13 protein-coding genes and 1 pseudogene are annotated in these 13,112 nt (G+C 62.8%); 1 reads left to right on the top strand and 13 read right to left on the bottom strand.

Annotated elements, in window-relative coordinates; translation table 11 throughout:
• Positions 1–17 precede the first annotated feature (17 nt).
• The 5 genes from NXT3_RS27610 to NXT3_RS27590 all read right to left on the bottom strand — a co-directional run bounded on the left by NXT3_RS27610 (position 18) and on the right by NXT3_RS27590 (position 4,976).
• Positions 18–1,463, bottom strand: a complete 1,446-nt coding sequence (locus NXT3_RS27610) for an ABC transporter substrate-binding protein (RefSeq protein WP_037419627.1) — start codon at positions 1,461–1,463, stop codon at positions 18–20.
• Positions 1,464–1,680: 217 nt separating this feature from the next.
• Positions 1,681–2,640 (bottom strand): sugar-binding transcriptional regulator, encoded by a 960-nt coding sequence (locus NXT3_RS27605; RefSeq protein WP_037419752.1) that lies wholly within the window; start codon positions 2,638–2,640, stop codon positions 1,681–1,683.
• A gap of 350 nt (positions 2,641–2,990) precedes the next feature.
• Positions 2,991–3,959 carry a DUF3618 domain-containing protein gene (locus tag NXT3_RS27600; protein WP_104841063.1) on the bottom strand — a complete coding sequence of 323 codons (969 nt, stop codon included), beginning with the start codon at positions 3,957–3,959 and terminating at the stop codon, positions 2,991–2,993.
• The gene (locus NXT3_RS27595; RefSeq protein ID WP_037380277.1) at positions 3,956–4,375 is read right to left on the bottom strand and encodes a phage holin family protein; all 420 of its coding nucleotides are present in this window, start codon (positions 4,373–4,375) and stop codon (positions 3,956–3,958) included. The genes NXT3_RS27600 and NXT3_RS27595 overlap by 4 nt, the downstream gene beginning before the upstream one ends.
• Complete coding sequence (locus tag NXT3_RS27590; protein ID WP_104841062.1) at positions 4,368–4,976, bottom strand: nutrient deprivation-induced protein; 609 nt, start codon at positions 4,974–4,976, stop codon at positions 4,368–4,370. The genes NXT3_RS27595 and NXT3_RS27590 overlap by 8 nt, the downstream gene beginning before the upstream one ends.
• Positions 4,977–5,212: 236 nt before the next feature.
• Here NXT3_RS27590 and NXT3_RS27585 point away from each other — a divergent pair, with 236 nt between their 5' ends.
• Positions 5,213–7,399 carry an amylo-alpha-1,6-glucosidase gene (locus tag NXT3_RS27585; protein WP_097525929.1) on the top strand — a complete coding sequence of 729 codons (2,187 nt, stop codon included), beginning with the start codon at positions 5,213–5,215 and terminating at the stop codon, positions 7,397–7,399.
• Positions 7,400–7,470: 71 nt separating this feature from the next.
• Here the strand turns inward: NXT3_RS27585 and rpsU are convergent, their stop codons facing one another.
• The 8 genes and pseudogenes from rpsU to NXT3_RS27545 form a co-directional block, all read right to left on the bottom strand.
• Complete coding sequence (gene rpsU / locus NXT3_RS27580; protein WP_014331582.1) at positions 7,471–7,707, bottom strand: 30S ribosomal protein S21; 237 nt, start codon at positions 7,705–7,707, stop codon at positions 7,471–7,473.
• Between the two features lie 120 nt (positions 7,708–7,827).
• Positions 7,828–8,115, bottom strand: coding sequence for a hypothetical protein (locus NXT3_RS27575; protein ID WP_037419605.1), 288 nt, complete (start codon positions 8,113–8,115; stop codon positions 7,828–7,830).
• A gap of 165 nt (positions 8,116–8,280) precedes the next feature.
• Positions 8,281–8,490, bottom strand: a complete 210-nt coding sequence (locus tag NXT3_RS27570; RefSeq protein WP_037419601.1) for a cold-shock protein — start codon at positions 8,488–8,490, stop codon at positions 8,281–8,283.
• A 262-nt stretch (positions 8,491–8,752) separates the two neighbouring features.
• Positions 8,753–10,186, bottom strand: a complete 1,434-nt coding sequence (locus tag NXT3_RS27560) for an FAD/NAD(P)-binding protein (protein WP_104841414.1) — start codon at positions 10,184–10,186, stop codon at positions 8,753–8,755.
• Positions 10,187–10,432: 246 nt separating this feature from the next.
• Positions 10,433–10,492: pseudogene (locus tag NXT3_RS33035) on the bottom strand (hypothetical protein); the annotation flags it as partial.
• 8 nt (positions 10,493–10,500) lie between these two features.
• Entirely contained in the window at positions 10,501–10,758 is a 258-nt protein-coding gene (locus tag NXT3_RS27555; RefSeq protein WP_272939874.1) for an SDR family NAD(P)-dependent oxidoreductase, read from the bottom strand.
• Positions 10,759–10,839: 81 nt separating this feature from the next.
• The gene (gene kduI / locus NXT3_RS27550; protein ID WP_104841061.1) at positions 10,840–11,688 is read right to left on the bottom strand and encodes a 5-dehydro-4-deoxy-D-glucuronate isomerase; all 849 of its coding nucleotides are present in this window, start codon (positions 11,686–11,688) and stop codon (positions 10,840–10,842) included.
• Between the two features lie 92 nt (positions 11,689–11,780).
• Positions 11,781–13,058 carry an ABC transporter substrate-binding protein gene (locus tag NXT3_RS27545; RefSeq protein WP_104841060.1) on the bottom strand — a complete coding sequence of 426 codons (1,278 nt, stop codon included), beginning with the start codon at positions 13,056–13,058 and terminating at the stop codon, positions 11,781–11,783.
• Positions 13,059–13,112: the final 54 nt, after the last annotated feature.

Here is a 13,112-nt window from a genome sequence, read left to right as displayed (position 1 = left end):
GCCGGCGCCGCCGGCGATCAGCCGAGTCCTGCTTCCGCGAGCTGGCGATTGATGCTCTCGGCGAGCTTGTCGAGCCCCTCGTCGACCGGCACTTCCTTCGCCACCATCTTCTGGAGCGTTGCCGCCCATTCGGTGGTGAGGTCGAAGAACAGGGGCTGGGCGGTGAAGTGGATCTTGGCGCCCGGCGCGGAAATGTCGTGCATCTCCACATAGCCCGGATAGCTCTTCTTCAGCCGCTCGCGGAAGATTTCGTCCTTCCAGACGGTCGCCCGCACCGGGTTGACGAAATCCATCTTCGTCGCGCCGAAGATCGCGTGCTCAAGTCCCGTCGCCCATTGCAGGAAGTACCAGGTCGCGTCCTTGTCCTTGGAGAAGTTGGACATCGACAGCGACCAGATCCAGATGTTCGGCGTCGGTGCGGAGGCGGCCGGATTGGCGGCAAACGGCGCATAGGCAAGCTTGCCAGCCATCTTGTTATCGCCGCCGTTCATGAAGTAGCCGAGGATGTCGGCGTCGTAGATCATCGCCGAGGCGCCGGCGCCGAGGTCGGTGCCGACCTGGTACCAGGTATAGGTCGACCAGTCCTTCGGGCCGCTCTCCTGGATCATCTGCACCCACTTGGCGTGGAAGGCCTTCGATTCCGGCGTGTTCATAGCGGCCGAAAGCTTGCCGTCGGCCGAGACGTTCAAATCCTTTTGGCCGAAGTTCGCATAGCCCGAAAGGAAGCCCGGATGGATCGTCGCCCAGGAGCGCGAGCCGCGTACGCCGATGCCGTAGACCCCGCCGCCGACGTCCTTGGTGAGCTTTGCGGCCGTCGTCAGTAGTTCATCGAGGTTCTTCGGAACGCCGACCCCGACCTTGTCGAACATCTCCTTGTTGTAGGAGAGGTTGTTCTGCTCGTAGCCCCAGGGAATGCACCATTGCTTGGCGTCTTCCGAACCGAGCGCGCCACCCGGCTGGCCGTTCCAGGCGCAGGACGCCTTGACGCCCGGCAGGAAATCATCCCAGCCATATTGGGGGTTGGTCTTCGTCGTATCCTTGATCCATTCGTTGAGATCGGTGATCCAGCCGGCCGGGCCGTAGGTCCAGGTCATGTAGGCGCCGGTCATGAAGGCGTCGTATTCCGACGAACTCGAGGACAGCGCCGCCGTCACCTTGTCGAAATAGACGTCCTCCGGGAAGACGTCGTAGGTGACTTCCATGCCCGTCAGATCCTTGAAGGTCTGCAGGTTGGCGATCATCGCATCGGCATAGGGATGCTTGTTCAAGAGCAGCTTCACCGACTTGCCGGAATGCGCCTTCCAGTCGAAATCGGCGGCAAGCGCCCGGGTCGACATCATGTTGAACAACGTGCCGGCGGTGCCTGCCGTCAGACCTGCCGCACCGAGGCCCTTCAGCATCCCGCGGCGGTCCACCTCGCCGCGCAGGAATGCGCTTATGAGGTCTTTCTCCTTCTCATACATCTGTTTTCTCCTCCGTTGCGGGTAAGAATGCTCCAACGAGCTGACCGGCTACCCGACCGGTACTGCCTCCCCGGCCGCGGTGGTTTCCTCCCCCTGCCGCGGCCTCGAATGTTTCTCCAGCGCCGTGCGTCCTTCTGGACGCTCAGAGGACGCTATAAGTCTTTGAACCTACGCATCGTGCTTTCCGAAAATCGGGTCCGATTTTCGGGCCGATGCGCTAGGCAGCGAGCGCCTGCGCCGTGCGCTCGTCGGTGATCAACCCATTCAAGAGCCCGCTTTCGAGCACCGCACGGATCGCGCGTGTCTTGATCCTGCCGCCGGCGACCGCCACGGTGCGGCGGTCCCGCAGGTCCTTGCGGCCGAGCGTGAAGGTGCGGTTGGAAAGCGTCGTCTCGATCGGCCGGCCCTTTGCGTCGAAGAAGTGGCCGAGCAGCTCGCCCGTGGCACCGCTTTTCTGAATGGCCTCGATTTCGCTCATCTCGATCATGCCGGTGGCAACCAGGGATGCCTCGCGCTCGGCCGTGCCGATGCCGACCATCAGGAGATCGGCCGATTTCGCCAGCTCGAAGACCTCGCGAACGCCGCGCTGGCTGAACAGCACGTCACGGTCCTCGACCGTGTTGGCGAAGAACGGCACCGGCATCACAAAGGCTTCGGCACCGGTACGCTCCGCCAGCCGATGGATCACGTCGTGCGGATTGGCTGAGAACTTGCGCGTCAGGCCGCCGAGCAGCGAGACGAAGCGCGTGTTGTTGCTGGGCGTGCGCGGCAGGTATTCGACGCACGCCGCAAGCGTTCGCCCGTGGCCGACGCCGATCAGCGCCGTCTCGCCCCGCTCGATCTCGCGCCTCAGGAACTGCGCGCCCGAAATGCCGAGCGCCTTCAGCGGCAGATCGTCGCTGTCGAAATCCGGAACGACCTCGCAATAGTCGAGGCCGTAGCGGCCGGAAAGCTTCTGTTCGAGCTCGACGCATTCGGAGACGTCGCCGTCGATATAGACCTTCACCAGGCCTTCCTGGTTGGCCCTCATGATCAGCCGGTGCGCCTTCAACGAGGTGAGGCCGAGGCGCTTGGCGACTTCCGCCTGGGTCAAGCCGCCGGCGTAGTGCAGCCAGGCCGCCCGCGTCGCCATGCTGGCTTCATCATCCCGAACCGCCAATCCCCCGATGATCGCCATCGCTTCCCGTCCGATGCTGCGCCGCGTGACTTTTTGCATTGCATGATATTTTTATCGCCTACTGAAAGAAATTTCACGTTCTGCAAAAAATGTCAACAACGGGGTGGTTGCAGCGGCTCTGTTATGACGATGACTGGAAGTGGACCGGCGTCCGAAGCGCAGTCGAAGGGCAAATGCGGCCCGCCGCCGGCCCCCGTGTGGCTGGGAGGATCAGACTATGAGGGGTGGGGTGGCGAGAACTTCGATGCCGGCGAGGCGAGCATGGTCAACGGGCGACAGCGGAAACTGTCGCCCGTCGATTGGAGCGGCTTATCGCGGCACTCGTCGATCGGGCCACCGCAGGCGAGCCGTCACTCCCGAAGCGTTTCGCGGACACGGTCCCTGGCGGCGTCGTGGGCTTCCAAGGCGGCATTGCTCGTTTTGTCCAACACCTCCTGTGCCGTGCCGATCGCCTCGCCAACTGCGGCATTTGCCTTCGCGGCGAGGTTGCTGCGCATTTCGTCCGCCGCCTCGCCCATGGCCTCGTCTTCGGCCTCCGTGTGCGGGAGCGTCGCGCCGATTGCCGCACCGACCGCAAAGGCGAGCGCGCCGCCGACCAGCGGCTGATCGCGGAAATGCTGGAGGATCGCGGCATTCAATCGCGCGCCCTGGTCTTCCAGCGACCTTCCCGCCGACTGCACGCTTCCCGCGAGCGACCGGCCGGTGTCCGCAAGGCTCTCGGACATGCGGCTCGCCGAAGCGCTCACCTGCCGCCAGGTTCTCGACGCCCAACCGGAGGCCTCGTCGAACAGGGCACCGGTCTCGTCCCTTATATCCTCGATCTGCTGGCCGGCTGCGTCGGCAAAACCGCGATAGATCTTGCCGCTCTGGTCGATGAAGTGGCCGGCGCGGCGCCCGGCGGCATCCGTCATCGCCCGGAAGCGATTGCCGCTTTCGTCCGCGAAGTGGCTGTAGCGCTCGCCGAAGCTCTCCTCGATCGGGCCGGTGCGTTTCACCGGGCCGGCCACGGTGGCGAGCGGATACTCGTCCGCGGTGTTATCCGGGTATTTCGGCGCGCGTGAGCCCGGATTGGCGAGGAGCCAGGCGAGGCTTACTCCCATCAATGCGACCGGAATGGGATTCGCCTTGAGCGCGGCGCCGAGATTGCCCATATATTCGGCGCCGCCGCTCGATTTGGCATATTCAAGCATCTCGTCCATCAGTTGGCCCGGCGACATCCGTTCCTGGATGGCGTGGAGCTTTTCCTCGATCCGCTGGCGATCGGCCTCGATCTCGCGCTGCAGTTCGGCAGCCGAGTGCGTGTGGGAATAGTCGTTCATTGCACTCTCTCCTTCACGACGTCCAGGTCGCGCTGCAGGGAGCTGGCCGTCTTATCGAACTTGAGGCTGTTGCCGCGCAAGTTCGAGAGACTGCGCGAAATCATCGCCCATGCGAGAAGCGCGACTACGACGCCTATGATGACGGCCGACAGGGCGTCGGCGTTCGGCTCGATCATGCCCCGCGCGATGAGAAAGGCGGCCAGTCCCTGGACGGCCGCGCTCAACAGCACGCCAATGGCACCGATGGCGAAGATCAGGCCGATTAGTAGCGTCTCCAGGCTGCCTATCGCCCGGTTGACATTCTCCGACGCCTCCGCCTTGGCGAGATCGATTTCCTTGCGGAAAAGTCCCGATATATCCGCCACCAGCCCGGTCATCAGTTCCGATAGGGGGCGGTCGTCCCGATGGTTAAGCATTGCGCCGATCCTCCGTAAAATTCCACCCGCCTTCACTTGGTCGGCTGCTTCCCGATGGCGTTGGCGAGGACGGTTGGGAAACGCTCCGCCTGCTGCGGCGATGAGCCGAGGCCGTCAGGAAACGGCTGGCGGCCAACCCGGCAATGGCCGCCATGCCCAGGAAGGCCAGCGGCTGCTTCCGGCCGAAATCCTCCGCCATGGCGGCAATTTCGCCGAGCTCGCGGCCCTCGATGTCGCGTGCCAAGTCTTGCAGCGAACTGCCCATCTGCTTGGCATAGCGGCCGAGCGCGCGTTGATCCGACTGTTCGAGTTCGCCGCCGACTTTCTCAAGCGCCGTCGCGATGCCGCCAAGCTGGCGCGCGGCCACATTCTTCTCGTCCTCCGCAGCGCGGCTGACGGCTTCCTTGGCTTCTTCCGTCCGCTCATCGGCAAATTGCCGAAGTTCGTCGAGGTCCTCGCGGACGGCTTGCTGCAGGGAACGGTCCATGCCGCCTTCGCCTTCCCTTGTTCCGGCTTCCGGCTGGTTGCCCGCACGGTCCGGCGTCGTTGCGGGGGAACCGGGCTGTTCCCCGAGGTTGCGTCCGCTCGTGTCATTGCTCATCTTGGCTCCTCCCGTCGTGGAACGCGACTGGTTATGTGATTCAAACGAGCCACTTGCAGCCTTGTTCCATGGAGGCGGGTGAGGTTGCCAAGCCGTGCCTCGTCAACGCCGGTTGGCTCCTGCGCAATTGTCCATCCGCTGCCCACTTATTTCCTCAAACTGGGAACAAAATCAGCAGGGTGTTGTTAACGGACATCTTCGCGGGGCGCCCCGCGGTGCGTGCCAAGGGAAGCGCCATGTCCCCTGAGAACGTCGACTCTCCGGTCACCGAGCCGCCCGAATATGCGGTTGCTGCAGCCACCTCCCTGCAGGAACGACGTCCGAACACCTTGAAGCACGGCGATACCTTCGCCGTCTTCGACCACAACGGCGACGCCTATTCGGGTTCCGGCAGCCCCGAAGGGTTGTTCCACCGCGACACACGGCATCTCTCCCATCTCGCCGTGACCATCAACGGCGCTCGACCCTTGCTCCTCTCCTCCACCTTGAGAGACGACAACGCGACGCTGACCTGCGACCTGACCAATCCTGACTTCCTGGACGAGAGCGGCGCACTGGCGCTTCCCCATGATTCGATCCATCTCAGGCGGTCCCGCTTTCTCTGGAACGGCACCTGCTATGAACGGATCCTGGTGCGCAATTTTCATGAGAGGCCGCATCAGATAGAAATCAGGCTGGCCTTTGCAGCCGATTTCGCGGATTTGTTCGAGGTGCGCGGCAAGCAGCGCAAAAAGCGCGGCCAGATGCATCCGCCGACGGCAAAGGCCAGCGAGGTGCATCTTTCCTATACCGGACTGGACGCTCAGAAGCGGACGACCCGGCTTGGCTTCGATCCGCCGCCCTCGCGCCTTTCTGCAACCGAAGCCGTTTTCGAGATCGGTCTTGCACCCGGTCAAAGCCGAACGCTTTTCCTTGAGGTCAATTGCCAGCGGGAGCCGGCGATCACCATCGGTCACAGGTCGTTCTTCTTTGCGCTCCGGGATGCGCGTCGTGCGTTGCGCACCTCTTCGGGGCGGGCGGCGGCGATCGTCAGTTCGAACGAGGTCTTCAACGAGGTCGTGCGCCGCAGCATATCCGACCTCTACATGCTCATCACCGAGACCAATGAAGGACCTTACCCCTATGCGGGGATCCCCTGGTTCAGCACGGTTTTCGGCCGCGACGCGATCATTGCCGCGATCGAAACCCTGTGGCTCGATCCGGAGATCGCCCGCGGCGTGCTTGCGCATCTCGCCGCCAACCAGGCGACCGATTTCGATCCCCTGTCGGATGCCGAACCCGGCAAGATCCTGCACGAGGTGCGCTTCGGCGAGATGGCCGAATTGCGGGAAGTTCCATTCCGCCGCTATTACGGCAGCGTCGACTCGACGCCGCTTTTCGTGATGCTGGCCGGGCAGTACTTGCAACGCACCGGCGACGTTTCGACGATCCGGACGATCTGGCCGAATATCGAGGCCGCGTTGAAATGGATCAGTGTCCACGGCGATCGCGACGGCGACGGCTTCGTCGAATACGGTCGCCGGACCGAGGAAGGGCTCGCCAACCAGGGCTGGAAGGACAGCCACGACTCCGTCTTCCACGCCGACGGTACGCTCGCCAGGGGGCCGATCGCCATCGCGGAAGTGCAGGCCTATGTCTATGGCGCCTGGGAGGCGGCATCGAGGATGCTCAGGGTTCTCGGCCACGAGGACCGGGCGGTCGAGTTCTCGCGCCGCGCCGATGACTTGCGGCATCGCTTCGACGCGATCTTCTTCGATGCGGAACTCGGCACCTATGTGCTGGCGCTTGACGGCGACAAGCAGCCCTGCCGGGTCCGCTCCTCAAATGCAGGGCATGCCCTGCTCACCGGACTTGCGATTCCCGAGCGAGCCGAAGTTGTCGCAAAGACGCTGATGTCGGGCGCCTCGTTTTCGGGCTGGGGGATACGAACCATCCCGGTCACCGAAAGCCGCTACAACCCGATGAGTTACCACAACGGTTCGGTATGGCCGCACGACAATGCCTTGATCGCGCTCGGTCTGGCGCGCTACGGCTTTCGTCTGCAGGCGGCGCGGATCTTCGAGGGACTGTTTGCAGCCTCGACCTATATCGATCTGCGGCGTCTACCGGAGCTCTTTTGCGGTTTTCCGCGCCAGCGCGCCCAGGGCCCGACCTTCTACCCGGTCGCCTGCATTCCCCAGGCCTGGGCGGCGGCAGCGCCGCTATCGCTGCTTCAGTCGTGCCTCGGAATAGAATTCTTTACGAAGCAGATGCAGATCACCTTCGATACGCCCTATTTGCCCGGCTTCATCGAGGAGCTCGAGATCCGGAACCTGCAAATCGGCTCCGGCTCCGTCGACGTGGCGGCAAACCACTCCGGCACCAGCGTCGTCATCGACGTGCTAGAGCGCCGCGGACATGTACGCGTCGTGACAGTCGCCTGACGGAAGGGCTGCGCGGGAGGGCAAATAGAGCGGACGCTCTCGCCCCTGCCCCGCACAGACATGAGACATGCTCAGCGCGTGCGCGCCACTCTTTTCGGCGAGGGCAGAAGGCCTTCGCGCTGCAGTTTCTTGCGCGCAAGCTTGCGGGTGCGGCGAACGGCCTCGGCCTTTTCGCGAGCACGTTTTTCGGAGGGCTTTTCATAGGCGCTGCGCATCTTCATTTCGCGGAAGACGCCTTCGCGTTGCATCTTCTTCTTGAGAACGCGGAGAGCCTGGTCGACGTTATTGTCTCTGACAAGTACCTGCAAAATACATCCTTTCCGTTTGATGAGTTGCTACATGGTTCCTTCGATCAGAACCAGAGCGCGGGAAATTCCGAGTGCTTCCTTGCGGGGGAATAAGAGGCGCGTGCGCGCTCCAGCCCTTATTCACTTGGCGGTCCTGATGCTCAACGGCTTAAGCCAAGGACTGCCACTGACCGTTGCCGCCGGGACGCGTTCACTGACCGGCAGGGCGCTTTCCGCAGGATCGATATCGTGTTCGAAAATTCGACGTTCAAAGGTCTCGGTCCCGAGCCGGACGCGATACTGTGCTTCTCCGTGTTCGGCGGCAGGCAGGATGCCGACGATACGGCAGGTCCTGTCGGCCGCCAACATCCGCATCAGGTCGGACTTCAGCACGACCGTATCGCCAACATTGTAGGTGTTCCGGCTCATGGCCATCTCCTTCGTCTGTGCCCTTTAGGTGGCACAAGCAAAAAAGGCCGGGCATTACCCCGACCTCCTCTTGAACGCCGCGCATCTTTTCAGACGCGCAACGGCGCCCTGTCATTCAAACGCTCCCTGCCAGTACATCCGTGGTCAGCGGAGGCGAATGACAATTTAAGCAGCTCGCAGATTGTCTGCCGAGCTCTTGCCGGACCTGTTGTCGCGGACGATGTCGTAGGTCACCTTCTGGCCCTCGGCCAGCGAGCGTAGCCCGGCCCGCTCGACGGCGGAGATATGGACGAACACGTCCGTGGAGCCGTCGTCGGGCTGGATGAAGCCAAAGCCCTTGGTGCTGTTAAACCACTTTACGGTGCCTGAACTCATAACGATTTCCTTTCATGGTAGAGATTACGGGCGAGTATTCACCCGATTTGATCGATATTTGAAAGGAAATCTGGCGAAGCGCATCAGCGCGTAGACAAAGGTCACAAGCAATGTTCGACGGGGTATATATAGATGCTGCTTCGAGATATGCAATGGCAAAACCAAATTTCACCGTGAAAGGCGTCTGCGCACGCCCGAAATTACGATCAAGCCGCTGTTTTTTAATCAAAATAATATTTTCTCCGAGTCGGTGGGAGAATTCTCATGCCGGAGACGGGGTGAAGCCGTTCGCTTCGTTCATCGTGAGCAGCGCCTGGATTTCTCGGGCGACGAAAACCGCATGCTCCGTCACCTGGGGAAGACCCATCAATTCGCCGAAGGTGCCGCGCGCCAGCGGTCCGGCGATGAAGAGGTTCGGCTGCACCCGGCCGTCCGCGCCAACGGCGCGAGAACGAAGATCGCATGCAATCCCGAGACCGGTTTCGCAAGGAGCGAGCACGCCGTCCCTCTCAAGTCCCGCCAGAAAGGGCTGAGACTTCAGGATCTCGCCATGGGCGGGGCCGGTGGTTACCACGATCGCATCGACGACGATCCGCCGCGGCGCGTCGCGGCCGCGCTGCCGGAGATTGACCCGGATCTCCCCGTCCTCGATCGCCGCCGATGCGATGGAGGCAGCAACAATTTCCAGTCGGCCTTCCTCGATCGCCTTGTCCAGAACGGTTTCGACCTGCGGCGCTATGCGAAACCGATGCACGTCCCAATAGGATCGCGCCAGCCGCGCAATGCGGCGGCGCTCGACGAGCGGCAAGGCCTGCCAGATCTGCTGGCCCTGCGCCCGCACCGCGTCGATGACCGGGTGCCAGCTCAGGCCCTGTTGCCGGGCGTCCCGCAGCGTTCGGCGAATACGGCGAAGAAGCTCCGATGCGCGGCTGGCCGGATCGGAGACGAAGTCGCCAAACGGTTCTTGCGCGATCGCCGGGTGGCCGCGAGACCGCAGGCCGCGCCGCGAAATGGAAACGATCGACCCGCCGTGGCCTCTCTCGGCAAGCGCGGCGACCACATCCGCCGCTGTCAGACCATTGCCGACGATCAGCACGCGATCTGCCGGCGCGATGCCGTCCAGCGCATCGGCGCGCGTTGAATCCGCAACCAGCTTGGGGGAAGACGAAAGCGGCAGCAGAGCCTTTGGCAGCGCCGGCGTCGGATGCGTGACGGCAAGAACGGCAATGCCGGCGACGAGTGCCTCCCCATCCTCCGCAAGGATCGTCCACTGGCCTGCAGATCGCTTCATTTCAAGTACGCGCTTGCGCCTGTGCTCGATCGCCCCGCTGGCGAGACAAGGGGCGAGTTCGGCCGCGACATAGTCGCCGAACACTGACCGCCGCGGATAGGCTATGCCGTCGGGACTATTGAAGCCCGGATCGGTCGCGACCGTATCGGCTCGGACAACATAGTCAGCGAAGCTTTCCGGCTCGTCCGGATAAAGGCTCATCTTGAAGGCCGGCACATTGATGCGATGCGCGGGCTCTGCCGTGTCATAGGCAAGGCCGGAGCCGAGCCTGGCGCGGCGTTCGAAGACGACGATCCGCGCCGCTCGCTCCACGCCCAGAGAGCGCGTGAGATGCAGCGCAACGGCGGCACCGCTGAAACCGCCTCCGATGATCGCGACGACCGGCAAAGGCTCGAGTGTCCGCATGCTGCACTCCCGCAAATAACGCCCGAGGGGCGGTCGGGGAACGGGTGGAACCGGCCGCAACGGAAATTGCACCGCCCGCGGCAATCCCAGCCGAAGCCTCGCATGGGACGCGATCGAAAGGAAGATGGGGCAGGCGGTCGCCGAAGAGGGGCAACTGGTGCCTTCCGAGCTAGCGGGCGAGCCAGCCGCCGTCGACGGCAAGCACTGGAAGGACAAGAGGGAGGCGATGTTGACGATGCGCCCCTTGACGCCGCGTTCGAGCATATGCCGGACGACCGCCTGGGAGAGCACGAAGCCACTCTTCAGATTGATGTTCAGAACGTCGTCCCAGTCCTCTTCGGTGAATTCGGTGAAGTCGGACCGCGAATCTGCCCGGCATTGTTGATCAGGATATCGACCGTTCGTCCGCCTTCGACAAGACTGGCAAACATCTCCGATATACCGCGCGGATTGCGCAGATCGTAGACGACCTCCTCAAACCGCAGACCCAGCGCCTCCACCTTACTCCGGGTCTCGGGCATCTCCTGCGATCCCAGCCCGATGACGTCGGTGCCGGCGGAAGCGAGCGCCACAGCGAGGCCCTGCCCCCAGGCAGTGTGCTCCGGTGACCAGTGCCCGCTTTCCGATGAGGTCGAAAGGGCCGGCGGCGGCGGTCATCGGATCTCCCCCATCGGCACGAAATCCATGTCCTTGAACGACTTGTTGTCGCCCGCCATGCTCCAGATGAAGGCGTAGGCCGAGGTGCCGGCGCCGCAGTGGACAGACCAGGGCGGCGAGACGACCACCTGTTCGTTTCTGACGATCAGGTGGCCGGTCGCTTCCGGCCGTCCCATGAGATGAATCACGAAGGCGTCCTGCGGCACCTCGAAATAGAGATAGGCCTCCATGCGCCGGTCATGCGTATGCGCCGGCATGGTGTTCCAGACGCTGCCCGGCTCGAGCCGCGTCATGCCCATCAGCAATTGGCAGCTCGGCACGACATCCGGATGAATATATTGGAAGAGCGTTCGCTTATTCGAGGTCTTGCCGTCGCCGAGATTGAGCTCAATCGCTTCCGACTTGCGGATAGGCCGGGCCGGAAAGGCGGCATGGGCGGGGGCGCTGTTGATATAGAACTTGGCGGGCGCCGAAGGATCGGCGCTTTCGAAAGAGACGTCTTGGGTCCCCATGCCGAGATAGAGCGCGTCCTGGAAGCCGATCTCGAAGACCGCTCCGTCCGCCCGGACGATCCCCGGACCGCCGATATTGATCAGCCCCAACTCGCGCCGCTCAAGCAGGAATTCGCCGCCGACGACGCGTGCCAAGTCCTCGCCGAAGCCGATCGCTTGCCTGTCCGGCATCACGCCGATGAGGAGCAGCCGGTCGTAATGGGTGTAGACCGCGGTCGCGCGCCCGGGCGTAAACAGTTCCTCGATCATGAAGTTCTGCCGCAACTCGCTCCCGGTCATGGCTTCCGACTGCGAGTAGTGAACCGCGTGGCGAACAGTTATCGACGACTGCATGAGGTTCCCCTTCGTTTTGCTTCGAGCGCGAGAGACGACGCGCCCACGGAGCGGGCACGCCGTCCAGCCTGGGAGGCTTATGGGAGTGGCGCTTACTGGGTGGCGCGCGCTTCGTTTATTTTGCGCACGTCGTCCTCCAGCACCTTGTAGGTCTCATCGAGCGACAATTCGCCGACGATCAGCTGGCTCATGCGTTGCACGATCTGCTGGTAGAGCGCCGATCCGCCCTTCTGGCGCTCGAAGTCGCGCGCCGCCTGCGGTACGTTCTTCTTGTTGTCGAGGAACACCGCCATGGCGGATTTGGCGTTCTCGCTCGAAAGCTTGTACTGCGGGTCCTTGATGTCGGCGCCGGTGAGGATCACGTAATTTTCGGCGATTTCCCGCTGGATCTTCTCGGAGCCGAGGAACTCGATGAACTCGGCCACCGCTTCCGGGTGCTTGGTGCGCTTGAAGCCGACGATCGCGGTGGCGCCGGGCATGGCGTAGCATCCGGCCTCGCCGCAAGGCGCATTGATCGCCGTCCAATCGAAGGCGTCGCCGATCTTGGTCTGGAACGGATTGACCATCCAGTTGCCGGCGAGATAGGTCACCACGTTGCCGTTGACGAACTCGTCACCCATGTTCTTGTACTGCGATCCGCCGGCCGCGCCCCACATTTCCTTGGGAAAGCTGCCGTTCTCGGTCCAGGAATAGACGTCGGCGATATATTTCTTGGCTGCTTCGTCCGGGAAGTTGAACTTGCCGTCCTTCACGTAGGTCGAACCGTAGGAGAAGGCGGCACCCGAGAAGCGGTGGCCGGAGCGGTCCATGGTGAAGGGAACCTGCACGCCCGTTGCCTTCGCGACCCGCGCCGAGGCTTCGACGATCTCCTTGAGCGTTGCCTTCGGCCCCGGCAGGGGCTCGCCGGCCTGCTCGAACAGCGTCTTGTTGACGAAGGGCAGGTTGAGCGTCTGCGACGCCACGTAGCCGTTGATGGAATTCGGCTCGTTGATGTTCGGCAGGCGCAGTTGTTCGAGGCTTGCGCCGTGAAGCTTGGCGTAAGCTTCCGGATCCTTCATGTAGGGGCGCATGTCCAGGTAATAGGGAGCGAGCTGCCAATCGGTGATCTTGGCGAGATCGGGGCCCTCACCGACCGCAAGCTGCACCGGCAACTGCTTGGCCACGGCGTCGTAGCCGGACGAGACGAAATTGACCTTCACATCCGGATGGGTGCTCTCGAATTCCCTGCTGAGCTCGGCCATGCGCTGGACGTAGCCCTGATCGTCATCGGTAAACAGGAATGTGATCGTCTTGGTTTCGGCCTGAGCCGAAGCCACGCCGACGAAGCCGGCGATTACAAAGGCGCTGACGCCCGATAAGAGTTTCGACATGCTCATCCTCCCTATGAAAATATTTTCATAATCGAACCGGAACTCCTCTGCCAA

The sequence above is a fragment of the Sinorhizobium fredii genome (assembly GCF_002944405.1).
Taxonomy (GTDB): Bacteria; Pseudomonadota; Alphaproteobacteria; order Rhizobiales; family Rhizobiaceae; genus Sinorhizobium; species Sinorhizobium fredii_C.
The sequence above is the reverse complement of the archived record's forward strand: the minus strand, read 5'-3'. Positions and strand labels throughout refer to the sequence as shown.